This is a genomic window from Pseudomonas frederiksbergensis (assembly GCF_000802155.2).
Taxonomy (GTDB): Bacteria; Pseudomonadota; Gammaproteobacteria; order Pseudomonadales; family Pseudomonadaceae; genus Aquipseudomonas; species Aquipseudomonas frederiksbergensis_A.
This window is the reverse complement of the sequence record NZ_JQGJ02000003.1, coordinates 67,376-89,534: the sequence shown is the minus strand read 5'-3', so window position 1 is coordinate 89,534 and position 22,159 is coordinate 67,376. Positions and strand designations below refer to the sequence as shown.

The following is a 22,159-nucleotide window of genomic DNA, read 5'->3' as shown; positions in this document are numbered from 1 at the left end:
TCCTTATTCGGGCAAGGCGATCGGACCGATTTCGTCGAACACATCACCTGGACCCGGGTTCTCGGGGTGAGTTTCACCGCCGAAGTGTTTCATGATCCCCCACACGGCGTTGAGCGAGGTCTGGACCGCGCCTTCAACCCAGGCGGGTGTCCATGAGACGTCATCGCCGGCGATAAAGATCCCTTTTTGTTCGGCCGGCATGTCGTCCTGCATGAAGTGCGCATACATGCGCTGATTGTAACGATAGTGACCCGGCAGGGCGCCTTTGAAGGCACCGAGGAAATACGGGTCGGCTTCCCATGACACGGTGATCGGATCGCCGATGATCCGTGCGGCAATGTCGACGTTCGGATAGATTTTCTTCAGCGCATCCAGTGCCAGCTTCACGCGTTTTTCCGCGGGATACGGCAGCATTTTCAACGCATCGCTCATCCACGAGTAGGAGAGGCAGATCACGCCTGGCTTGTCGTCGCCATTGTCGAACAGGTAAGTGCCGCGGGTCAGCCGGTCGGTGAGGGTCATGCTCATCAGGTCACGGCCGGTTTCCGGGTCCTTGTCCTTCCAGAACGGCCGGTCGACCATCACGAAGGTCTTCGATGCTTGCATGTAGCGGGTGCGGTCCAGGGCCATCCACATTTTTTGCGAGAACAGCGCTTCTTCACATTCGATCTGGGTGGTCAGCAGCCAGGTCTGGCAAGTCACCAGCACGGCGGCGTATTCCCGGGTGTCGCCCCAGACGTCGGTGACGCTGAACCGATCATTGTCGGCGCGGGCGATGCGCTTCACGCCGCTGCGGGGCGCGCCCAGGTGCAACGAATTCAGGCTGGTGCCTTGAGGCCAATGCACGCAGCGCTCCGGCACGTGTTTCCAGATGCCGTGGGGTACTTGCTCGACACCGCCGACCACCAGGTGCTGATGGTCGTCGCAGTTGGTCATTACCACGCGGAAGATTTCCAGCATCGAGTTGGGAAAGTCCGAATCCCAGCCGCCAGTGCCGAAGCCAACCTGGCCGAACACTTCGCGGTGCTGAAACGAGAGCTTGGCGAAAGCCTTGGACGTGGCGACAAAGTCGTAGAAGGTGCGGTCGTCCCACAGTGGCACCAGGGTGTTCCACAGCTCCTTCAGGCGCGGCACGTCGCGGTCTCGGATCGCTTGCTGGATTTCGCTGAAGCGTGAGCCAGCCTCCAGTGCGTCGGCCCAGGCGTCGGCGACCTCCTGAAATAGCGCGGGAAGATCGGCCATGCTTTCCGCGTAGTAGGTCTGGCCTTCGAGATCGATGACCGTGCTGCCCGAGGCCGAGGTCAACGGGTTGGGGAAGGGTTTTGTCTCCAGGCCCAGCTTGTCGACGTAGTGATAGAACGCCGTGGACGACACCGGGAACCGCATGCCACCGAGTTCGGCAACGATGCCTTCGGCGCCGTTGAACGCCTGGGAGCGCAGGCGCCCGCCCAACTTCGACGCCTCGTACACCACTGGCTTGAGGCCCATTTTCATCAGCTCGTAGGCTGCCACCAGGCCGGCGATCCCGGCTCCGACGATCGCCACTTCGGCGCCGTGGTTGTGCTTCGGGATCATGCCCAGCCCGGCCGGGTGTTCGATCCAGTCGTCAAAGGCGAACGGAAAGTCCGGGCCGAAAATGGTGATGGGTTTCTTGCCGTTTGCGGGGTGGCGATTGTTCTTGTTCATGGCTGACCTTGAAGGGCGACTCGACGCGGTGTTCGCATCTGAGTATAGGAAAGATGCCAGCCATTCTAGAGAGGGTGAAACACGTTAATAAGACGCAATGTGTCGTCGTTTTGAGAGGTTTTTCGTCATTTCTCGTTATCCGGCGAGCGTTATGACGAGGTCTTCTTGCTTTGAGCGATCCTAGACCGGCTGTCCCCGGTCGATTTTGCTGCTGAGGATGATCGAAGTGGTGGTTTTCTCAACGCCGTCCACACTACCGATCTGGTCCAGCAACTGATCCAGCTGCTCCGGTGAATCCGTGCGCAGCCAGGCGACATAGTCGAATTCGCCGCTGACCGCGCACAACTGCTGCACCTGGGCCATCGTACTCAAGCGTCGCAATACGTCTTTCCCCGAGCGTGGCTGGACCTTGATTCCGACGTAAGCCTGCAAGCCGCCGTCGATAACCCGCTGCCCGAGACGCACGCCGTACCCGGTAATCACCTTGGATTTTTCCAGGCGAGCCAGGCGCGACGTCACCGTAGTGCGGGCTATGCCCAATTGTCGGGCAAGCATGGCGACACTTTCCCGGGCGTTGATTTGCAACGCCGCAATGAGTTGGCGATCGATTTCGTCGAGGACGGGAGGGCGAGTATCAGTCAAGGTCAGCTCCGGCGCAGGCATCAATGGCGGGCATCTTACAGGCTTCGGCGTTCGAAGTAGCTGATGGCGGGCAAGGCCAGCGCTCGCCAGGCTGGGGCCAAGTGCGCTTGCGAAGGCCTGAGCCAGAGGCCGTCCTCGCCCATCAGCTGTTCAGTGGGCAGTTGCAGCAAATCCTCCAGTAAGAACGACTGCGCCGTGCCTTTATCCTCATCACCTTCGGTTTCCCAGTCGTGCTCGAAACACCGCACCCGCAGCTTTCCTTCATCGAAACCCTCGAACTCGGGCCGATTGCCCAGCCATCGTGGGTGTATCCGCAGCGTGTGCGCCTGGACGTCGAGCAGCAGCAGTTGCCACCCCCGGTAGCGACCGCACAGTTCTGTCACGTCGGTTGCCATGCAGGTCAGGGCCAGGTAGCGGCCATCCTTTGACCAGATCATCGAAGGCGCCAGATCGACCAAGGCGCAGCCCGAAGCAGTGAGCAAGTGCCCGCCGAGCCGAGGCGTACCGGCCCGCACCCAACTGTCGGCGTATTCGGTCTCGCTGCCGAACAGCCAGGAGGCGTCCTGGTCATTCGGTGCGGGTTGGATGAAGTCGCCATCGGCGGTCGCCGCTTGCGGCCTGTCCACCAAGCGCCATGGGGGGACGATGCTTAGTTGTGAGTCCGCCGGCTGCAACTGCACCGTGTTGTAGAACAGTCGGGATTGCTCATCGGGACCACAGAAAGACGCGTCCCTGCCGACCTCTGGAGCCGCGACGTTGAAACGCTGTAGCGGGCTGCTTTGCAGGTCATTGTCGAGACGACCTTCAACCACCGCAAGGCTCAACCGGCCGTCCCGAAAATCCAGTATCCGTGCGACCCACATGGCAGGCCCTTCCAGCAGGCGTTGCTCCTGCACGTGTGCAATTACTGCATGGGTTGCGACGGTCGTCGAGCCTGCGAAGGGCAGCAACGCCAGGTAGCGTCCGCAGTCCGAGACGCGATGATCCAATAGCCAGCGCCCCGGCAGGAGCCAGTCACCGATCTGGCAGCGATAACCGCCAAGTCCTTCGGCGTTGTCGCCCAGCCAGGTCAGGAGCCCGCCGACGCCGCCCTGCAGCGGCTGCGTCTCGATGTGCGAGTCACCCCGACGGCCCTGGCTGTCCAATGGCATCACGATGGCCGTGCGGGTCAGCTTGAACTCGCCAACCTCGATCCGGCCTCGGGCGTCATGGCTTGTCTGCGTCTCGGTATCGCCGTGGATACTGTCCAGGCGGTAGCCATATCGGCCGCAACCCGGTCGCGGATAGTCGAGGTACGACTCGATATGTACCTGGCCTGCATCAAGCTTGAGCAACTGGTGCCAATAAAAGGACGGCTCGGCGGTGCTCTTGATCCAAGGCGAGGGCAGGGCGCGCCAGCCGTCATCCAATCGCCACGACCAATACCGTTCGCCCTGGGCAGCGTTGGCCTGTTCCTCGGCCAGGCACACCAGGGCACGGTGATCGCTGCTCCACACCAACGGCGCATCGGCGGCCATCAGAAGCCCGGACAGTTGTCCGTTGATGCTGATTGAATAACGTGGCGAATGCAGTGGCTCCAGGGGTTGGGCCAAATCGCGGAACGTCGCCGGCAAGACGATGTTGCCAACCAGGCATTGTCGACCATCTGCGGACGGTCGCTCGAAGGTGTGCTGGAAATTATCCGGGTGCCAGCCGGGCTCCAGCCAAAGATCCGCGACGGGGATCAAGTCGACAACCTCTGCGGTTTGCAGCAGATCCTCCAGCCGCGCCTGGCGAGCGCTGTTGTCCACCAGCGGGCTGTAACGGCCGATTAATTCGTCAGGATTGAACGCGTCCAGTTCCCAGAACTCGCTTTCAGCGCAACGGTAAACCTTGCGCTGCTGACGATCGAGGATGACCAAGCCCCACTCCTGCCGAGACGGCACTGGCGCGGCAAGGTATCGCCCGTCGCTGGAAAACACCGCTGAGGAACCAAGCCCTTGCAGAAGCACACCGTCGGGAAACAGGTAATCGCAATAAACGGGACCGCCCATGGCGATTTCGCTGTGGTTGAACAAGCGAATCGGCTCGCCTTCAGGGGTCAATAGCGTCTCGCTTCCACCCCAGGCGCTTGGCCCTTTGCTGGAAACCGGCGCCAGCCCAAGGCGCCGCTCCCACGTGCTGACGCAGGCAAGCCCGGCAACAATGCCGATGATCGCCACGAGAATGCCCCACCACTCGGGTAACGCCCGGCCCACGCTGAATCCAAGGCCAAACACGGCACCGACGGTCAGCCGGGCAACGCCTCGGCCCATCGCCAGAAAACCCAGCCGTGCGGCAAGCCCCATCAGCAAACCGAGCAATACGACCGCCAGCAAGGCCAGCGGCGGCGGCAGGATGGTCACGAAAAAGGCCGGCACCAGCAGGATGCCGAGTTGCCAGAAGAGTTGGAGGAACAGTCGGGGCAGGCTGGTGCTGGCGATGATGGAGGTCTCGATGGGAGGAGATTCTTTATCGTAGGTAAGTCGACACTGTGCAATTTGATGATTTGAATGCGTGGCTTCGTAGCCCTGGGGCCCCGGGGGAAAACTGAAGGGGCCGCTACCAGCGCAGCCAGCGTCGACCGAGCAGGGCGCCCAGTATCGTCGGGACCAGCATGCCCAACAAATACCACACTGCCCAAAATGTGACCTGCATCTCGGGGCAATGAAAGGAGTAGGCAATCGTCGCCATCGAGCCGGCCAGCAGTCCGCCGCAGGCGCCTGAAAGTGTCAGGTTGGTAGGGGCGAGACCGCGTAGCGCCCAGAACACCGCGACAAATCCCGGAATCGACAACAAGGCAATATTGAGCGCGCATACCCGCCAGGTATTGCCCAGAATGATCGCAACGCGATTATCAGGTGCGGTCGCCATGAGTACATAGACAGCGCCGACCCACACCGCCGTGACAGCGGCGACAATCAGGATCTTGCCGGGCCCTGAGGTTGCTCCTGGTCTAGCCAGCCTCATGACCATGCCCAGCGCGCCGATCATCAGGCAGAGGGGAAATGCGATCTTGGCCCAGAAAATGGGTGTCGCCATGACCTCGCCCAAGTCTGGCCGCACGCCCTTCAATGTGACCATTAGCAAAATGGCGCCCAGAAGGCCGGCTAGAACCGCGATGCTGAATCGCTTGGCGGGCGCCCTGCGATCGACCGGGGCAACACCCGCGGCGAGCAGGGAAATCAAATCGTCAGTCTTCATGGTGTACCTCTCACTCTCAACGCCAGGGCTTTAAGCCCTCGGTGTATCCCGATCTTCACCGCAGACTCGGATAAGCCCGTCGTTTGAGCGGCTTCAGTAACAGACAGCCCTTCCAGTTTCACGCGTACGATAGGTAGACGTTGGCGTTCAGGCAGTTGCTCAAGCAACTTGCCCAGGTCGCGACTGGCCTGCGCAGGTTCAAGATGTGGCTCGGCAAACAGCTCTGCCGCATCGTCGAGGGAGTCGTTGAACACGTCATGGCGTGACCTCCCACGGAAAAAGTCGATGAGTTTGTAGCGCGCAATGGCAAAGACCCATGCCGTCAGCGGTTGATCTGCCTGGTAAGTCTGGCGCGCATTATGAACGGCCAGTAAAACCTCTTGCAGCAAATCCTCGATTTCACCGGGGCGCTGTTGAAGCCTCGAGCGTAGAAAACCGCGAAGATGACCGCTTAGCTCGGATAAAAACGTGCGATAAGCCCGTTCGTCTCCATCCAGGCCTGAGAGAAACAAGGACTGAAGGTGGAGTTCTCGGCTGCGCAAAGCATCGTTATCCGTAGTTCGTTCCATCGTTCGCTCTGGTTACACGAAAGGGAAAATATCTCGTTCCTGCTGCTGGCGGCAGCGAATCTTACATCCGACTTCCCGCCGTAAGGTAACAGGCAATTATGTTTGCTGGCCTGAGAAATATTTTGCGGTCGCTGTAACCGAATCCGGAACGACATCGAACTACTTGTTGGATCGCAAACACAGTGCCCCAGCACTGATGAGGCGACCAACCCATCTTCTGGAGAGAATCATGAACAACCTGAAACTTGCCACCCTCGCCATTGCCTTCTCGTCGTTCGCCGCCGGTGCCATCGCCGCCGAAACGCCTGCAGCGGCAGGCGCCATGGAGAAATGCTACGGCGTTTCCCTTGCTGGAAAGAACGATTGCAAAGCGGGCGCAGGCACTACCTGTGCTGGCACCTCGAAGACGGATTATCAGGCAAATGCCTGGAAAAACGTTCCTGCCGGTACGTGCACCTCCATCAAGACACCGAAAGGCATGGGCTCTCTAACACCTATGTAATCGCAATACCAAGGGGCTCACCGACCATGAAAACTGTATTCCAGATGGGGGCCGGACTTGGCCTGAAACCGAACCATTACCCTGATGCGTTTGATTGCGCTGCCGAGGGGCTCTGGTTCGAAGTTCATCCGGAAAACTACATGGTAGAAGGTGGCCCCCGTCTCGCGTGGCTTGAGGCAATTGGTAGCCAACACCCGTTGTCGCTGCACGGTGTTTCACTCTCTCTGGCTGCCGATTGCCCACCGGACGAAAGCCATCTGAAGCGCTTCAAGGCATTGGTCGACCGGATACAGCCTGCACTGATTTCCGAACATCTGGCCTGGTCTGCATGGCGTGGCCAATATCATCCCGACTTGCTGCCATTTCCTCGTACAGTCGAGGCGTTACAGCGCATCGCAAGCAATATCCAACGAACACAAGAAGCCCTTGGACGTTCGATCGCCATTGAAAACCCCACTCACTATCTGAGCTTGCCGGGGCATGAATTCAGCGAAATAGAGTTCTTGACCGAACTGAGCATAAGGACTGGCTGCGGGTTGCTGCTGGATATCAATAACGTCCATATCAGCGCGCATAACTTGGGCTTTGATGCGTCGAGTTATCTGGATGCCTTCCCGGCCGAGGCGATCATGGAAATCCATCTGGCAGGCCACGCGGTGGACCCGGGAAACACGCAATTGCTGATAGACACGCACGATGCCCCCATCGCTGAAGATGTCTGGCAGTTGTATCGACGCGTTATCGAACGGATCGGGATGCGTCCGACCCTGATCGAGCGCGACGACAACATCCCTGGGTTCGATGTCTTGCTGGCTGAACGAGCCAGGGCGCAGATGTTATTGAACATTGGGAATCGGCGAGTATCGGAAGTGACGATATGAACACCTCGCTGGCAAGTTTCCAGGATGCATTCATCGATGCGTTATATGAACGTAATTCGACGGAAATGACGACGCTGATCGAACAGCCCGGTTTTTTGGTGTACCGCAATACGGTGTTGAAAGGATCGGTGGACGCATTAGTTGCAAACTTTCCCACCGTCGAGCGCTTGGTTGGTACCGAGTGGATCAAGGCTGCCGGGACTGTCCATGTCCGGCAGTCGCCCCCGACGGATTCCCGGTTGCTGCAATACGGAGCGGGCTTCCCGGACTTTCTCAATGCTTTTGAACATGCGCGAGAGTTACCTTATCTGGGCGATGTCGCCCGCCTGGATCTGCTTTGGACCCAGGTCCATTGCGCGGCGGATGAGCCCGACGTCGATCCGAGCGAACTTGCGAATCTATCCCCAGCGGACTTGGCTCTCAGCCGACTCACACCGAAGGCCGCTTGCCGTTGGGCGTGGTTCCCGGACAACCCTGCCTATACCCTCTGGCGTTTCAATCGGGAAGAGCGGGACATACCCGATGAACTCGACTGGCGCGGCGAAGGAGCGCTTCTGACGCGCAAGCAAGCCCAAGTGTGTTGGCAAGCCGCCAGTGTCGCGGATTGTACGTTCCTGGATGCCTGCGCGGCACACCTACCGCTTGGACAGGCCGCAGAAAAGGCCCTTGAAGTTCAGCCTGACCTGGATTTTTCAGAACTCATTGCCCGCTTGTTCAGAGCCGACGCGTTCGCCTCTGTAAGCATCCCATAACACCCACTTGCCCAGCGGAGCCCATCATGGACGCGATACGAAAAACTTCGTCCACAGCCGACCAATCCTTGAGAAGTATCTGGAACCGCATTGCAGACCGACTTGGCTTGATAGTGGGTGATTCGCTGTTGGTGCTGGTTGCCCGTCTAGCCATTGCGGCCATTTTCCTGATGTCGGGACGGACCAAAGTCAGTGGCTTTTTGACGGTCACGCCCAGTACCTATGAGTTGTTTCGCACGGAATACTCGTTGCCGTTAATCACGCCGGAACTGGCCGCGCATCTGGCAACCTACAGTGAGCATTTTTTTCCATTGCTACTGGTGCTTGGCCTGTTCTCGCGGTTGTCCGCATTGGCATTACTGGGCATGACTTTGGTAATCCAAGTGTTTGTCTACCCTGATGCCTGGCCAACCCATCTTTCCTGGGCAGGCTTGCTATTGCTCATCGCCGCCCGTGGCGGTGGTGCGGTGTCGCTGGATCGGCCACTTGGCATCAAGTGAACCACCTGAAACTTTGTGCCCCCCGGAAACGACGAAAGCCGCGCAATGCGCGGCTTTCAATTTGGTGGGCCCACACGGACTCGAACCGTGGACCAAAGGATTATGAGTTGCTGGGCGAGCTGCTGTATCTAGAGAAATCGTTCGAAAGTGAACGTAGGTTGGCATAGCTGGAGGCCCCGTCGTTACTGATGTTGAGCGTAATTTTGAGAAGGTTGCTCAAACTGGGTACTGTACCGTGATTGTACCGATCATTAAGAGGGAAGGCTAAGGCTTCGATCTAGCTCACATTGATCGTATAAGATTGTTCGCTGCTCGTTCAAATTTACTCCTTTGGCCCTAGCAAGTTGAGAGCTTCCAAAGGCGGTCATGCTTGAGAGCGCTTTTAGGACGAGACTATAAGAGGCACGGACAAGCATGACTTCGCCTGAACTTACTGGTGGTGCTGGATTCACCTACGAGGACGCTGTTACGGCGCAGTACCTGGCGGCCATGGTCGGTGATACGACTGCAGCCGCCCTTGATGGTAGGGTTGTGAAGCGCGTTGCACAGCAGCAGGCTGACTTTGGCGAGCCACTCGATGACGTGATCGTCGATGCGGCGTCCTTGGCGGATGGAACAGTCATGCGCTTGTCGCTCCAGGTTAAGCGTTCGCTCACTATTTCGGGGGCGGAAACCAACACCGACTTCCGAGATATTATTCAACACAGTTGGCAAACGTTACAAAAGCCCGACTTTCGCGAGCACATAGATCGCGTTGGGGTGATAACGGGTGCTGTGGCGGAAGAGACATCCCGGGCTTTCACGACCGTCTGTGAGTGGGCACGTGGTTCTGATACAACTGCGTCCTTCATGCCTCGGTTTGAAGAGGGCGGGAGTGCCTCAGCCGCTCACCGTGCTGTAGTCGCGGCGGTTCGAATGATTGCTGTGAGCACAGGCAAACCTCTGTCTGACGATCAGTTGCACCGCCTTTTTTCGCACTTAGTACTGATCCGATTTGACTTCCTTCACGTCGGATCGACGCACGAAGCCGAGGCAATTGCCAGCCTGCAGCGTGCGCTTGCCCCGGGGCAAGTGGCACGTGCTAATGATTTGTGGGATCTGCTGCGCCAGATTGCTCGCGATGGCGCAGGTAGCAGCTCCGTGCATACACGCGCATCGCTGGTGCGCGCGTTGGCAGGCTGGCGTTTCGCAGGAGCTCCCGCTTTTGTCGGCGACATGCAAATTTTGCGAGAGAGCACCCGCCACTGGCTTGATCAACAGGCCAATGACATCGGAGGGACGCACCTAACTCGTCAGGTGCTACGCGACCAGCTCAGTAATCAAATTGCGGCCCACCGCCTGACGCTGATCAAAGGGCTTCCCGGTACCGGAAAGACAGTTCTGTTACGCGATCTTGTGCATGAGCTGGCCGCCGAGGGAACCACCTTGTTCCTCACGGCTAACCGGATTTCTAGCCGCAGTTGGTCGGAGCATGCTCGCGCGATAGGCTTAACGACAACCTCGATTGAGCCGTTGCTCATAGAGGTTGCGGCCACCGGTCATGCCTTGCTGCTCATCGATGGTCTAGACCGTATTGCGCCGGAACAGAGGTCTATTGTGACCGACTTGTTTGGCCAGCTTCTGACGAATCCGACGCTTTCTAATTGGCGCGTTGTCGCTACCGCGCGCGATGCTGGTATCGAGCCTCTGCGCAACTGGGTTCCTCCTGCGCTGCTGGCAAGTGGTGTGGGTTATGTGGATGTGGAGAACCTGACGGACGAAGAGGCTAGCTCTCTCGCGCATTCGTTACCGGCGTTGCAGCCCCTCCTCATCGGTGGAAATGAGCGTGTACGCATACTGGCACGACGCCCGTTCTTTGCAGCTGTTCTGGCACGAGGGTTTTCCCAGGCGGCCTATCCATCAGGATTCGCGCCTCAGTCGGAGGTGGATCTCGTAGATGCTTGGTGGACTCGCGGTGGCTACGACGCGCATGTGCCCCAGGCGCTAGCGAGGCAGCGGGGTCTGATTGAGCTAGCACAGCGCAGCGCGCCGGATTTGGGGCGCAATATCCGCATACGTGACCTTTCGCCCGCGACACAGGAGGTACTTCCGGCGTTAGAGGAGGACGGCTTGGTGCAGCAGGTGCGTAAGGGGCATACAGCGCAATTCAGTCACGACATATTCTTCGAATGGTCGTTTCTCCACCTGTTGTTGGATCAGGGAGATGACTGGATCGATGCCTTGACCGCGGCTGGTGAACCGCCTGCATTGGCGCGGGTGGTAGAACTGCTGTCGCAGGCCACTTATCTGATACCTGACCAATGGTCGCGCGAACTCCGCGCGCTCGAGCAGGCTCAGGTGAGGCCGCAGTGGTTGCGTGCTTGGCTCGTATCGCCTGTGTTCAGTCCACGCTTCGCCGAGCACGTCGACATGTTTGCTGCGGCATTGGCAGCCAACACCCATCAGCTCTTCGGGAAACTTTTGGTGTGGATGCAGGCCGAGAAGACGACGCCTAATCCAATGGTGTTGTCCGGAGTCCTTGGGAGCGATCTTGATGCTGCAGCACGCATTCGTATTGCAGATTCGCTAGGGTGGCCATCGGACTTCGGGGCATGGCGTCGCTTGTTGATATGGGTTATCCAAGAGATCGATTCGATCCCGGATGCATACTTAAGCGATCTCGTCACACTGTTCGAAACTTGGCAGACTGCTTGCGCGGACTACCCAAACGCAGTGTCGCAGCGCATCGTCACGCAGTGTGCAGCCTGGTTGAATGCGATTGAGGATGACGAGGTGGAGCGCCGGGGCAGGTACAGCAAGCCGACGAGCAATTCTGCGCCGCGCGCCCCCCGAGAATTACAGACTGAGCTGCGGGCGTTGATCTTGCGCGCGGCACGGGCCTACCCGGATGTAGTGGCCGATTATCTTGCTAGGGTTGAGACAGTTGAACGCTGGTCCGACAGTGCTTTCCGCGAGCTCATGACCTACGCGCCGGTGTTGGCAGAAACACACCCGGCACAGCTAGCGAGAGTTGCCTGCCAATGGTTTTTGGAGGAGCTGCCCGATGCCACGTTGGAGAGGTGGCGCCGCGAAGCGATCCAGCAGAGCCGCCGGCGCAAAGAAGTCGAAGCGATTCCACCAGAGAAACGGACTCGATTCGACGAGCTAGAGATCTCGAGCCCCTTCCTAGGGCACTCTTTCTCCCATCACGACTGGGATCGGTTATCGATCGGCGCTGATCATCAGGGCTACTTCCCTGCGTCGCCTCTGCGCGAACCGTTTCATTCGTTGCTGATGCGCGATCCAGAAGTGTCGCTCGCGCTGATCCGCGATCTGGTTAACCACGCCACCACGGCATGGAGTCAGTTGCATAGGCACTGGCATCGCAGTAATACACCTTTACCGCTCGTACTGGAGTTTCCTTGGGGAAGGCACGAGTTTTGGGGCAGTGACCAGCATTACGCTTGGTTCCGTGGCCATGGTGGACCGCAGGTGGTGGAGTGTGCGCTTATGGCGCTGGAGCGTTGGGCCATTGCTCAGCTCGATGCCGGTCGCCCGCTGGAAGATGTGTTGCGACAGATCCTGTATGGGCACAACAGTATTGGCGTTCTGGGTATTGCAGTGCACCTCGCTCTGCGAGCCAAGGAAGCTTCGCCTACTACGCTGGCGCTGATAAGGAGCCTCCGGCTGTGTCGGCTCGACTTGCAGCGCAAGGTTCAAGAGCACCAATTGCAGAGTGCCGGACTGATCGGCTTTGAGAAGGGAAGCGTTGATGCAACGCATCGACAAGCTGTTGCTGACAACATGCAGATGCCATCGCGCTCTTTGGAGCTGCGCGACTTAGTGCCGCTCTTCGTTCTTGGTGGTGATGTGACACTGCGAGATGCATGTCGTGAGGCACTAGACGATTTTCCGAAGAAGTTGGAGTTCGCCTCTCAGGAAGAAGCGCAGGACCCCGAGCATGTGGCTGAGCTTCAGCGTACGGCGGAGCTTTGGTCTGAACTGGGCCATAGCGAAAACTACAAAGCTGAGCCGATTCCCGGCCGCAGTGATGCGGTCCAGATTTCTATGAGTAGTCCCCGGCATGCAGCTCCTGAAGTGCAAGCGGCTCTACAGCGTCATGCGCAGGTGGGGCGCGAGATGGAGTTGTGGCTGTGGGTGGAGAAGTGCTTCAGCTCGCGTCAATGGGAGCCTGGATTTTCGGCGGATGAAGCGGTCGAGCGTGCAGTGGAACTGATTGAAGCGGCTGCGGCAGGACGATCAATTTCGCTGATGCCCGGCAGCGGGCTCACCGAAGGAGCAATTGCAGGAACCGCTGCGGCCGTAATTTGCTTTTCCGATGCGGGCGAGCATAGGGCCTGGGCTGACTCCACGGTAGAGAGTTTTTGCCTCATGCGTGAGGAGGTCGACGACATATTTGCCAGATCCGTGATTCCTTGGCACCCGAAGATCTTTGTGGCGCGTGCATTGGCCGCGCGTATTAAGTCGGGCAGCGAACATCCTGATGACCGCGAGGAGCTCTATCTTCTAATCACCCATCCCCTCGACTCGATTTCCTTAGTTGCGCTCGAAGAAGTTGCCAGCTGTTGGGGGAGCGATGCACGCTTTGCCTGGTGCGGTCTAAACCTCGGGCTGCGGTTGGCACAACTCGTAAGGAGGCGAGACATGTACCAGCTCGACACCGATGCGAGGCGGCAAATGGAAATAGATCGCCGAGTCACTGCACTAGCAGCTGCGCTCGATGAGTACAGCGAGCAAGGGCCATTGCCTGTTTGGGTACGCCCCTTGCCTTCTTGGCGGCAGATTGCCTCGGATGCCGAGAGTTCGTCGGTTTTTGATGAGGACGAGGAAGACGGTTGGGCAAGCACCGATGATCTTTGGGATAGCCAATACGCCGCGAATGTCCTAAAGAACATCCCGGTGGGGGCGGTCATGGCGAGCTCGTATCGAGTGCATTATGTAGATGCCCTTGAGGCGTTTGTCAGCTGGACGCTAGACACGATCAACCCGGCATGGCGAACGGAAAGGCGCCGGGGGCGCGAGCGTGGCGACGCAAACCTCTATAGGTGGAAGGATCAGTTGGGAAATATGTTGGCAAGCGTTGTTCCCCATCTCTCTGGCGACGAGACCTTGCGGAGGCTTCTACGGCCGATCCTTGAGCAGCCCGATGAAATTGCAATGCGATTGCTCGCCCCTTTCACTGTATCGCTGGTTTGCAGTGAAGTTCTCGATGCGCAGGAGATCCGGGATGACACGCTACATTTGCTGCAGGCTGTGCTCGAACGAACGCTAGAGGTTTATGACCTCCGCTCGCGATATAGCGATGGGCGCATTGGTGGATTCGACCTGCCAGAGTTGATCAAATCACTTCTCTTCGTGGTCGTTGAGCGTGCCCCCGGGGCTACTCGATTCGCTAACGGTAATTGGAATGATCTTTTGAAAGTCATGCCGTTGATCGACCGTATGGTGCGTGCCGCTGGCTGGAACCCCTACGTCACGCGCCAGTTCGTCACCCTATGCGAGCGTTCCGGTGCTGCCTACCAAGCCGACACGTTTGCTGACCAAATTCTGTCGCAGATCGTTGACGGACGCCTGCCCGCGGGTTGGAAGGGTAGTTCGATACCGGCCGCGATTGCGGCTCTGGTGCAGGCGCATGCTGATCGCTTGCATCCGCTGCCTGCCCCCCTAGCTCGTAAGCTGCTGCAGGTGCTTGATGCACTGGTCGACCTTGGTGATCGCCGCAGTGCCGCCTTGCAGCAAAGCGAGTCGTTTCGCGGAGTGTGCCTCGCTGAGGTAGTTTGAGTTGATCCATGTGGGGGCGGTTATAGTCGGTGACCATATTGCTACGTAGGAATGCCAACCTATGCACGGTGAATAGCTCATTGGAATAAATCTAATGAAGCTATGTCGCACCTACCTGAACACCGAGTTCACCAGTTTGAGCGGTTATGCCCGCGAACTAACGAGTCTAGCTCTGGCCACACTTGGTGGCCCGGAGCTTTATGTCAGATAGATACCAGCCTGGAAAAGCTAGTAGCAGTCCTTATATACAACCTTAAACCTCCAGCTGCCAGTGCTGAATCGGCCGGGGCCCGGTGGTATGATCATGTTTCGCATCATTATCCATTTCGAAGCTCCCTCTCCACATCGCATAAGCGTTTAAGATCAAAAAGCGGATTTCCATATAAGAAGCTGGGTGCTGTCGTGTCGCTTTTTTTGTAAGGTTTGGAATGCTCATGGTCTGGAAAGAACGGCAGATCGGGGTGATCCGGTGCAGAATCGGCCCGATATACTTCTTTAGATACGCCGGGCTGGTACAGCATGTACGCATAGTCCATTAGGGTGTTCAGCCGTAGCAACCAATGCCATCCTCCAGTTAGTGGAATTCTTAAGTGCCAGCCACGTCGTCGCTTTTCTGCTTCTCCCACCTCGCCATTAAGCCCCTCGGCGACCAGCGCGTGTATATGAGGAATTAGCTCATCGGGGATTGCCTCTGCGCGCTCAACGTCGGGAAGATTCAGTGACATTGAAAACAAAGACTCGAGAAATCGCATCACGCTAGGTTGCTGCCGTGCAGACTCCATATGAACCGCACAGAGGGGCAATTGGATGAGTACCCCTCTGCCTGCATTAGTTCCTAGGGTTGTACGTGCAGAAGCGACGGCCGGGGCTGCACAAGCTACACACCCACCTACCCCGGAGAAGATTAATGAGCGGGTAACCGACGTGTTCTGGAAGCGGCCCTCAGCTAAGGCTGTCGGTTCTTGTGTGGTTTGGGTCCTCCATGCGTGCCACGCGTCATGCAGCGATCTGGCTGCTGGCGTATCGAGCTGGTCATAGAGGGCTCGGGTTGTGGGTAGCGTCACCCATCCGTTGGCAACGATTTCATCGGCGGTTAAACCCCGCTGTCGTTTAAAGCGATAAGTTCGTAGGCAGCCGCAGTGTTCGGTCTGAACAAATACCAGCACCTCCTCTAATGTGTCGCGTATTCGGAATTTTAGCGGCGCTGCTTGCACAAGCGTCTGCCAGACATTCGGGTTGTAGGTCACGCTTTCAAACACGAAGGGCAGTCGCCGCATAACAAAGTCGAAGTTTTTGAAGGCCAATGAGGCGACATACAAATCGAGGGTCTTACCATCAGGCGCTTCGCCCTGGAGCTCCTCAATCAACGAGTCGATATTGAACAGTTGCCAACGAGCCTGGCTTTGCATAGCAGTTTCCCTCCTAGGCAACAGCTTAATACGCGGGTACTTTACCGGTGGTATGCCTATCCTGCACTAGTCCACCTACACTTTTGCTCCTTGGTGAGGGGCTGGGCAATTGCACTCCACCTGATACCCATTTGCGTGTCACTTGCCTACTCATTTTCATTTGACCTGACCGTTCGTTTGCGTCGGATTTGACCTGTGCACTAGGTAGCCCTGTCTGTCAGAAGTCGACCCAAGTTGCCGTTCGCAATGGGCGCAATCGGCCAGAGCAGACAATGGAGACTATTTGTGAAATCGTACCGCTCTCGTTGGATCCCTAGTCATGGAAATAAGTAATGGAAATCAAGGAAATAGATGCCGGCGGCCCACCTTGGAAGCCAAACCACGACTCGATACCGTTAACGTGGAAGCACAAAGGCGACGGTGGTAACGCCCATGTTTGGACGGACGGCACCTATGCTATCAAACGTCTTAAACCTAACGCTTCGAAAGAACCGGTTGCTCGGTTCGCCCGAGAAGCACAGCTGCTAGCTGGGATGGCCGGAAACCCTAAATTAGCGGTTGTACCTATCGTGGACGTGCGGAAGCGTGCTGGAGAGATCGAAATCGTCATGGAGCTGCTCGAGGGTAATCTCGCGGAAGTCATCGATGAATACCAAGCTCAACCCGAGAAAGCTGCAAAAGCGCTGCTGCCCATCGTCGAAACACTTGCTCAACTCGCGAACCGACCTCAGCCCGTTCACCATCGAGACATCAAACCCGAAAATTTGCTCTACAAGCGACGTGATAGCGAGATCTCGCTAGCCCTTAGCGACTTCGGATGCGCGTACCTTGCTGAGGACGAGAGGCTAACCCCAACTCATCGAGCTATCGGGGCCTGGGCCTATCGGCCTCCTGAGTACAGCATAGGGCGTGTAGCGAATGTAGATGAAAAAGGCGACGTGTTCAGCCTAGGAAAAGTATTCTGGGCCATGGTGAATGGTCAGAGGCATGTAGTTTTTCCGGGACCGGTCTGGTTTCAAGAGGAGTTCGACCTAGCGCTCCTGTTTCCGACAATTCCGAAAATCCATCATGCGATGGTCTTGATCGCTCAGACCTGTAACATTCGTTCAGCAGAAAGACCAACGCTTGCACAGTTCGCCACGAATCTTCGGCAATTGATCACGCCAACAACCGGAGAAGCTTTCTTGAGCAATGATGAGTTAACCGCGGCCATGCTGCGTAAAGAGGCACGGAGGGAGATTGAGTACCAGCAGCGGAGAGCTTTTGCAGCACAATTCGTTTGCGCCATCCATGCTGACTTTCTCCAGGGCATTGATGAGCTGCATAACGGTCTGCCGACGTCTGCCCTTTTCCGCGAATGGTTTGATGCAACGCAACGATCCGGTCAGTCACAGGAGGCGCTTGTTAATCAGGTCGCCGAGCACGAGTCGGACGCTCCTGTATCAAATGTCTTTTTCCAAAAGACAGTCCTCAATACTCGCTTCTTCCCGGCTAATGGCATCAACGCCGTCCGATTTGTTGCTCGGATTGAGGATCAAACTGGCCGAGTTCCTCCGTCGGAGCTAATTATTTACGGAGGCGCGGATGGAACGACAGCGGATTTTTACCTATCAGACGGCACCAGGGCGAGCGAGCCTTATGACAGTGCTCTCATGGTCACGTTTCTCATGAACGCTGCAGTGCAACTGCCTTAGCTCCGCGAGAGCGGATTCCCATGGGCGATACCACGAACCCGCAGCCTGATCAGATCGCGTGCACGTACTAACCAATGTTGAGTGTCTATTTCTGACCTATAGCTGCCAGCAGCGCGGGGCAGCTCTGGCTCAGAAGCTGCCGCTTGCGGCCGACAGCTATCGGCCGATTGTGTTGAAAAAGTCGGTCCTTCCAGAATGCCCTCATACTGACTGCTGAAACGCCTTTTTTGCACGCAGCTATGCGAAATCTGAGCCCGGAATCCTCTGCTCAAAGTAAAGATTTCAATCTCAAACGCGTACTTTTCTGCCGTGGAAACCATAGCCGACTTTTTCAACAGAATCGGCCAGGAGCAGTCCTCCAGTGCACTTTAGGCGGTAAGGCGGAAGTTCAGCGATGGCTGCTTTGCAGCAGATCAGTCCTGGGCAGGGATCCAAAGGGCTTCGTCGCGCCACCACCCCACCTTGAGCATGTAGGTGTAGATCATTGTCATTGCCGAGTTTGTGCACTGCGCTCACCTGTGCGCTGACAGTCGAACAAGGTAAGCCCTAGGACGAATGACTCGATGACATCGATAGTCTGGGTCCGCTCGCCGTGCAGCAGCCTTGCGGCGGCATTCGCAATCGGGAACTCGCCTTGAAGAGCGACATCAAGGAGCTGCAGGCCAGCCCCCTTGATGTCATCCGTGAGCGCCAAGTTGCTCCACGCCTCCCTCGCTTCGTCGAGAGTCTCGGAGACCGCCCGATAGATGCGTTCCTCCTCGGGCGTCCTGGTTCCCTTGCTGCACCAGTACGCATCAATGCCCTGGAGCTCTGCCAACGGGTTGGTGAGACGAGTAAATGCGTTTAGCGAATCCAGCGGAGCTGCCTCGAGTCCTGCGGCGGCGCACCAGGGTTGCGCCAGTTCATGAGGTAGAACCGGGAACAGCCTGTCGAAGCCAGATGTAGCGAGGCTCGTCAATCCGAGCCTATTCATGACAGGCAGGACGCAAATCTTGCGCCCGTCTTCAACGAGAGCACGCCAGGCTGGCCAGCCACTCGCCAAGTCCACGTCTGTTCCATCGGTGTTCACAGGCAAGGTGACCAGCACATCCGCAGGCGGCCACACCTCGGGAATGGTGGCCTCAGCCAGCAGATGAACGCCGATGCCAGGGCTAATGGCGGTCAGCTCGGTCCTTAGCCTACCTTCCAAGTTATTGAGCTCGGCTTCGCGATATCGACGCGTGGCGAGTGCCGCCTTGCCAAGCGCACTCCCCTTTGGTGCCGTCCGAGAACGGTGGGTGAGAAACGGATGCCGCCCTCTTTTCTCAGACTCACCGGCCATCGTCTGCACCATTTCCACAAGGCGCCGTAGCTCATCCAACTCTTTGGGAGCCTCGATTGACAACACATCCCATGACTCCTCTGACGCCGCAGTAGCGATACTCTTCTGTATATCGCTAAGCCAGCCCATGTAGGCCGGGGCACCCTGCGGTAGCGCAAGAAACCTCCGGACGAGATCCGTGGAGCAACTGGACAGAATCGATGGCAGCCTCGACCACCTCTGGACCCTAGCAGCTAGCGGCTCCTCCTGTGGCGCCACCAAGCCGATAGCTGCTTCGTATACGCGCCCCAAGGCGTTGAGCGCCGTGGCATCTGTCTTCCCTCTGAACTGCCCGTCAAGAAGCGCTCTGAGGTTAGGGACGAGCAGATTGAGCAGATCCAAGCATTGCGCTAGATAGGCGGTGTAACTCTCAGTAGCCAAGTACGTGTTGAGTATGGCCAGCCAAGCACGATTGCGGGCGACCTGCTCGGGCGCGGGAACGTTCGCCCTGGGCATGCGTTTGCGCGCAAGCGGGTAGTCTTCGACTGTGGACGGGACGATGGCCCCGTCAGATCCGAGCGCGTCGCTGGACACAATATCTGCTGCAGGTGTCAGCGCCAGCAAGGCCTCACAAGTCTGATACACGTCGTGGTTAAGGTCGGTCTGCACCGAGGTTGCTACAAACCAGATGTCTGAGCGAACCTCCTGACCTTCCTCACAAGGGCTCAGACTCGGTGCCTCAGCCCAGGCCACATTGTCGGAGAAGCGCTGGAACAACGCGTCTTGCCCTACTGCATTGACCCAGCTGATCGCCAGCGCCCTGTCGACCCTTGCCGTGACTTGGAGTAGCGAAACTACCGCTTGAAAGTCCGCGTCGACGAGCGGGGGGGGAAAGTGGTCAGCTCACCCAAGTGCGAAGTCGGGATGACTTGACCGAGTAGCGAAGCCATGAGCCGGGTCAAGTCTCCCACGCTGCTCGCCGCCTGGAGCACGCGGCGCAGATCGCTTGGAGCTAATCGAGCCAAAAAGCGAGCGGTCAAACCTGAAGCGATAACGTCAGTCCTGATTTCAGTGAAGCGTCGGGATGCAGGTACCGTCGGACCGATATCCGGTGGTTCGATGTCGCCAATCGCGAGTCCAGCAGGCATTCCCTGCAACGACTTCGCCATCGCTTGTGCTTCGGCGGTCTGGAGCCATAGTCTGATCACCCGATGCGCGTTCGTACGGTCCAGCCCCGTCAGAATCGCGCTGAGGAGCGCCGGTGTCGGTGCTGCCTTCAATCTAAGCGCCAGACCTTCAATTACTTCATCATCGCATCCCTCGTGCCTAGATAGAGTGCGCTCGAGGAACCGAGACATCTCGGATGCCGGCACCAGCCAAACCGCAGTTGCGGCCGTAGTCGACAACAAGGGCGGTGGGAACTCATGAGACAGGCGAAGGAGCTCTGCAGATCTCAACTCATGCAGCCCCACCATCCTGCCGTCATGTGCGTCTTGAACTAGGTGCTCATCCTTGAGTCTGGTCAGCGCGAGCGAGACCGTGGTCGCGGGCTTGGACAAGACGCGAGGCAGCTCTGACACCTCGGCACTGCAACCCGCTGCGTTCACACAAACCACCGTTCTCAAGACATCCAGCTCGTCGTGTCGAGTGACGTCGTTAATACGCGCCGCAACCTGCGCGTGCAGCGTCTCGCTCAATCGATGCCCCTGGGTAAGCACGTGGGTGTACTCAAGCAGGTGGCCAGCCGCTAGACTCCAAGGTTCTCGCCATCCTTGCCAAGCGGTTTGCCCTCTATCCCTCAGCTCTCGCCACACTCGTTCAGCCAGAGTGTCGTCGCCCTGAACCTTGACCTGGGCAGCACGACGGCTATCTACCAGTGGGTAGCGATCTTCCTCTCGTACAGATGCCAAGAGCAGCAGCCCGGGAGTGCGATTTACCTCCGCAGTCAACGCGGTCCAACCCTCCGAGAACCCTCGGCCCACGTCATCGATAATGAAGCCGACGGGGGCATCTGCAGTCGCTCGTCTGGAGCGCGCAAGTTGGACAAGTGACGCAATGGCAGCCGGCGGCAGGCGCTGAACCTGAAACCAACGCACTGCGTGGCGACTGGCGTACGCGGCTTCCCAAAGGACTGCTGACTTTCCTGAGCCGGAAACGCCGTGAATGAGCGCGTTTCTGCGGCTCTCCAGTCCTTCTAGAACGGCTGCACGGAGCTCAGGGCGTTCCACAACGAGTCCTGCGGCTACGTGCGATGCCTGCGCATCGACACCCAGGTAGAACAGCGGATCCTCATCGGGCGTCAGGAAATCCACAGCTGAACAAAACCCCTCGGTTAGCGCTGCCTCGACTACCGCTGATGTCATAAGCGGCTGTAGCGCGTCGAACCGCCGCTGAATATCAGACAAGGCAAGCCCGAGATAGGCGTTCGCAGCGCGTGTTCCGTTCTCATCAGAAAGATGCCCCACTACGCCTAAGAGGTCCGCGAAGTACATCTCGGCTTCGAAGAACGTGCAGGCCTGTTTGGCCGAAATCTGGGCTACTGCGCTTCCGCGAGGGTCGGGTAGCACAAGCACCTTGGTTCGCGCAATGAGGCCAGCCAGCCCCTTGCGTCCCTTCAGCTCAACTACTACGGTCGGATAGGCGGAAAGGTCCTGCAACTGGCGGATGGCAGCGCGGCGTTCACCAACATTGCTTTCGAGCACCAGCAAAAATTGGTCGTCAGGTTGAAGCCCTTTTCCATCCCACATTTTCATGACGAAGCCCGCTACTGAGCGAGCTGAAAACGGGCCCATGTGGTCGCGTCGTGACTTGACCTGCGCGAGCGTCCTAGCGCTGGCCGTCCGGAGCTCAAGATCGTCGCCCCCTTCAGGAACGATGCTGCCGTACCCAAACTGGCCGACAAAGCCTTCCACGGCAAGGCTTGCCGCAACCGCATCTTGATATCGGAACCCACGTCCCGCATGAGAGCCAGCTCTTGTCGCCAAACCAAACCTCCCTTTTCGATGGCCAAACAAATTCGTCGTGCGTTCGTTTCAAGCGGCTAGAGGACGATATCTCGTGAAAACGTTACCCCTGGAAGTGCAAATTCTGGAGCAGGGAACGCGAGGTACATGATGTCTTATAGCCCTTCATTGAGCGGCAATCCACGCTGCGATCCGGCTCCGTCTAGTCAAGCCAAGCGTTAAACGGGAGTTTACAGGCGTCTAGTTTGAATAGGTGAG

At 57.9% G+C, this 22,159-nt stretch carries 14 protein-coding genes; 6 read left to right on the top strand and 8 right to left on the bottom strand.

All coding sequences use genetic code 11. The annotated features are described in order from the left end of the window. Nucleotides 1-3 precede the first annotated feature (3 nt). The 5 genes from JZ00_RS06380 to JZ00_RS06360 all read right to left on the bottom strand — a co-directional run bounded on the left by JZ00_RS06380 (nucleotide 4) and on the right by JZ00_RS06360 (nucleotide 6,119). Nucleotides 4-1,686: a flavin monoamine oxidase family protein gene (locus JZ00_RS06380; RefSeq protein WP_039590725.1), complete on the bottom strand. Its 1,683-nt coding sequence runs from the start codon at nucleotides 1,684-1,686 to the stop codon at nucleotides 4-6. A 180-nt stretch (nucleotides 1,687-1,866) separates the two neighbouring features. Beyond that, nucleotides 1,867-2,328 (bottom strand): Lrp/AsnC family transcriptional regulator, encoded by a 462-nt coding sequence (locus tag JZ00_RS06375; protein ID WP_039590881.1) that lies wholly within the window; start codon nucleotides 2,326-2,328, stop codon nucleotides 1,867-1,869. A 35-nt stretch (nucleotides 2,329-2,363) separates the two neighbouring features. Next, on the bottom strand, nucleotides 2,364-4,805 hold the full coding sequence (locus tag JZ00_RS06370) for a hypothetical protein (protein ID WP_039590883.1): 2,442 nt from the start codon (nucleotides 4,803-4,805) through the stop codon (nucleotides 2,364-2,366). Between the two features lie 103 nt (nucleotides 4,806-4,908). Then, on the bottom strand, nucleotides 4,909-5,550 hold the full coding sequence (locus JZ00_RS06365) for a DUF1109 domain-containing protein (RefSeq protein WP_039590727.1): 642 nt from the start codon (nucleotides 5,548-5,550) through the stop codon (nucleotides 4,909-4,911). After that, nucleotides 5,547-6,119: a sigma-70 family RNA polymerase sigma factor gene (locus JZ00_RS06360; RefSeq protein WP_039590729.1), complete on the bottom strand. Its 573-nt coding sequence runs from the start codon at nucleotides 6,117-6,119 to the stop codon at nucleotides 5,547-5,549. Before JZ00_RS06360 ends, JZ00_RS06365 begins: the two co-directional genes overlap by 4 nt. A 229-nt stretch (nucleotides 6,120-6,348) precedes the next feature. Here JZ00_RS06360 and JZ00_RS06355 point away from each other — a divergent pair, with 229 nt between their 5' ends. From JZ00_RS06355 to JZ00_RS06335, 5 genes are all read left to right on the top strand, one after another. Then, on the top strand, nucleotides 6,349-6,621 hold the full coding sequence (locus JZ00_RS06355; RefSeq protein ID WP_039590731.1) for a BufA1 family periplasmic bufferin-type metallophore: 273 nt from the start codon (nucleotides 6,349-6,351) through the stop codon (nucleotides 6,619-6,621). 26 nt (nucleotides 6,622-6,647) lie between these two features. Continuing rightward, the gene (bufB, locus tag JZ00_RS06350; protein ID WP_039590734.1) at nucleotides 6,648-7,502 is read left to right on the top strand and encodes an MNIO family bufferin maturase; all 855 of its coding nucleotides are present in this window, start codon (nucleotides 6,648-6,650) and stop codon (nucleotides 7,500-7,502) included. Next, nucleotides 7,499-8,254 carry an HvfC/BufC N-terminal domain-containing protein gene (locus tag JZ00_RS06345; RefSeq protein WP_039590736.1) on the top strand — a complete coding sequence of 252 codons (756 nt, stop codon included), beginning with the start codon at nucleotides 7,499-7,501 and terminating at the stop codon, nucleotides 8,252-8,254. The genes bufB and JZ00_RS06345 overlap by 4 nt, the downstream gene beginning before the upstream one ends. Before the next feature lie 26 nt (nucleotides 8,255-8,280). Continuing rightward, on the top strand, nucleotides 8,281-8,754 hold the full coding sequence (locus tag JZ00_RS06340) for a DoxX family protein (RefSeq protein ID WP_039590739.1): 474 nt from the start codon (nucleotides 8,281-8,283) through the stop codon (nucleotides 8,752-8,754). 414 nt (nucleotides 8,755-9,168) lie between these two features. Next, nucleotides 9,169-14,535 carry an NACHT domain-containing protein gene (locus JZ00_RS06335; protein WP_039590740.1) on the top strand — a complete coding sequence of 1,789 codons (5,367 nt, stop codon included), beginning with the start codon at nucleotides 9,169-9,171 and terminating at the stop codon, nucleotides 14,533-14,535. A gap of 317 nt (nucleotides 14,536-14,852) precedes the next feature. Here JZ00_RS06335 and JZ00_RS06330 read toward each other — a convergent pair whose 3' ends face one another. Next, nucleotides 14,853-15,944 carry a hypothetical protein gene (locus tag JZ00_RS06330; protein ID WP_039590741.1) on the bottom strand — a complete coding sequence of 364 codons (1,092 nt, stop codon included), beginning with the start codon at nucleotides 15,942-15,944 and terminating at the stop codon, nucleotides 14,853-14,855. A 332-nt stretch (nucleotides 15,945-16,276) separates the two neighbouring features. Here JZ00_RS06330 and JZ00_RS06325 point away from each other — a divergent pair, with 332 nt between their 5' ends. Next, nucleotides 16,277-17,638, top strand: a complete 1,362-nt coding sequence (locus JZ00_RS06325) for a protein kinase domain-containing protein (RefSeq protein ID WP_039590742.1) — start codon at nucleotides 16,277-16,279, stop codon at nucleotides 17,636-17,638. Between the two features lie 487 nt (nucleotides 17,639-18,125). Here the strand turns inward: JZ00_RS06325 and JZ00_RS06320 are convergent, their stop codons facing one another. Then, on the bottom strand, nucleotides 18,126-19,715 hold the full coding sequence (locus tag JZ00_RS06320; RefSeq protein ID WP_046509285.1) for a hypothetical protein: 1,590 nt from the start codon (nucleotides 19,713-19,715) through the stop codon (nucleotides 18,126-18,128). Nucleotides 19,716-19,792: 77 nt separating this feature from the next. Further along, nucleotides 19,793-21,850 (bottom strand): hypothetical protein, encoded by a 2,058-nt coding sequence (locus JZ00_RS06315; RefSeq protein WP_152668408.1) that lies wholly within the window; start codon nucleotides 21,848-21,850, stop codon nucleotides 19,793-19,795. Between the last annotated feature and the right edge of the window lie 309 nt (nucleotides 21,851-22,159).

Bases quoted from the DNA above. Each gene is read 5' to 3' on its own strand.
- JZ00_RS06355 (WP_039590731.1), top strand. From the start codon at position 6,349: ATGAACAACCTGAAACTTGCCACCCTCGCCATTGCCTTCTCGTCGTTC.
- JZ00_RS06325 (WP_039590742.1), top strand. From the start codon at position 16,277: ATGGAAATCAAGGAAATAGATGCCGGCGGCCCACCTTGGAAGCCAAAC.
- JZ00_RS06340 (WP_039590739.1), top strand. From the start codon at position 8,281: ATGGACGCGATACGAAAAACTTCGTCCACAGCCGACCAATCCTTGAGA.
- JZ00_RS06365 (WP_039590727.1), bottom strand. From the start codon at position 5,550: ATGAAGACTGACGATTTGATTTCCCTGCTCGCCGCGGGTGTTGCCCCG.
- JZ00_RS06380 (WP_039590725.1), bottom strand. From the start codon at position 1,686: ATGAACAAGAACAATCGCCACCCCGCAAACGGCAAGAAACCCATCACC.
- JZ00_RS06335 (WP_039590740.1), top strand. From the start codon at position 9,169: ATGACTTCGCCTGAACTTACTGGTGGTGCTGGATTCACCTACGAGGAC.
- JZ00_RS06330 (WP_039590741.1), bottom strand. From the start codon at position 15,944: ATGCAAAGCCAGGCTCGTTGGCAACTGTTCAATATCGACTCGTTGATT.
- JZ00_RS06360 (WP_039590729.1), bottom strand. From the start codon at position 6,119: ATGGAACGAACTACGGATAACGATGCTTTGCGCAGCCGAGAACTCCAC.
- JZ00_RS06345 (WP_039590736.1), top strand. From the start codon at position 7,499: ATGAACACCTCGCTGGCAAGTTTCCAGGATGCATTCATCGATGCGTTA.
- bufB (WP_039590734.1), top strand. From the start codon at position 6,648: ATGAAAACTGTATTCCAGATGGGGGCCGGACTTGGCCTGAAACCGAAC.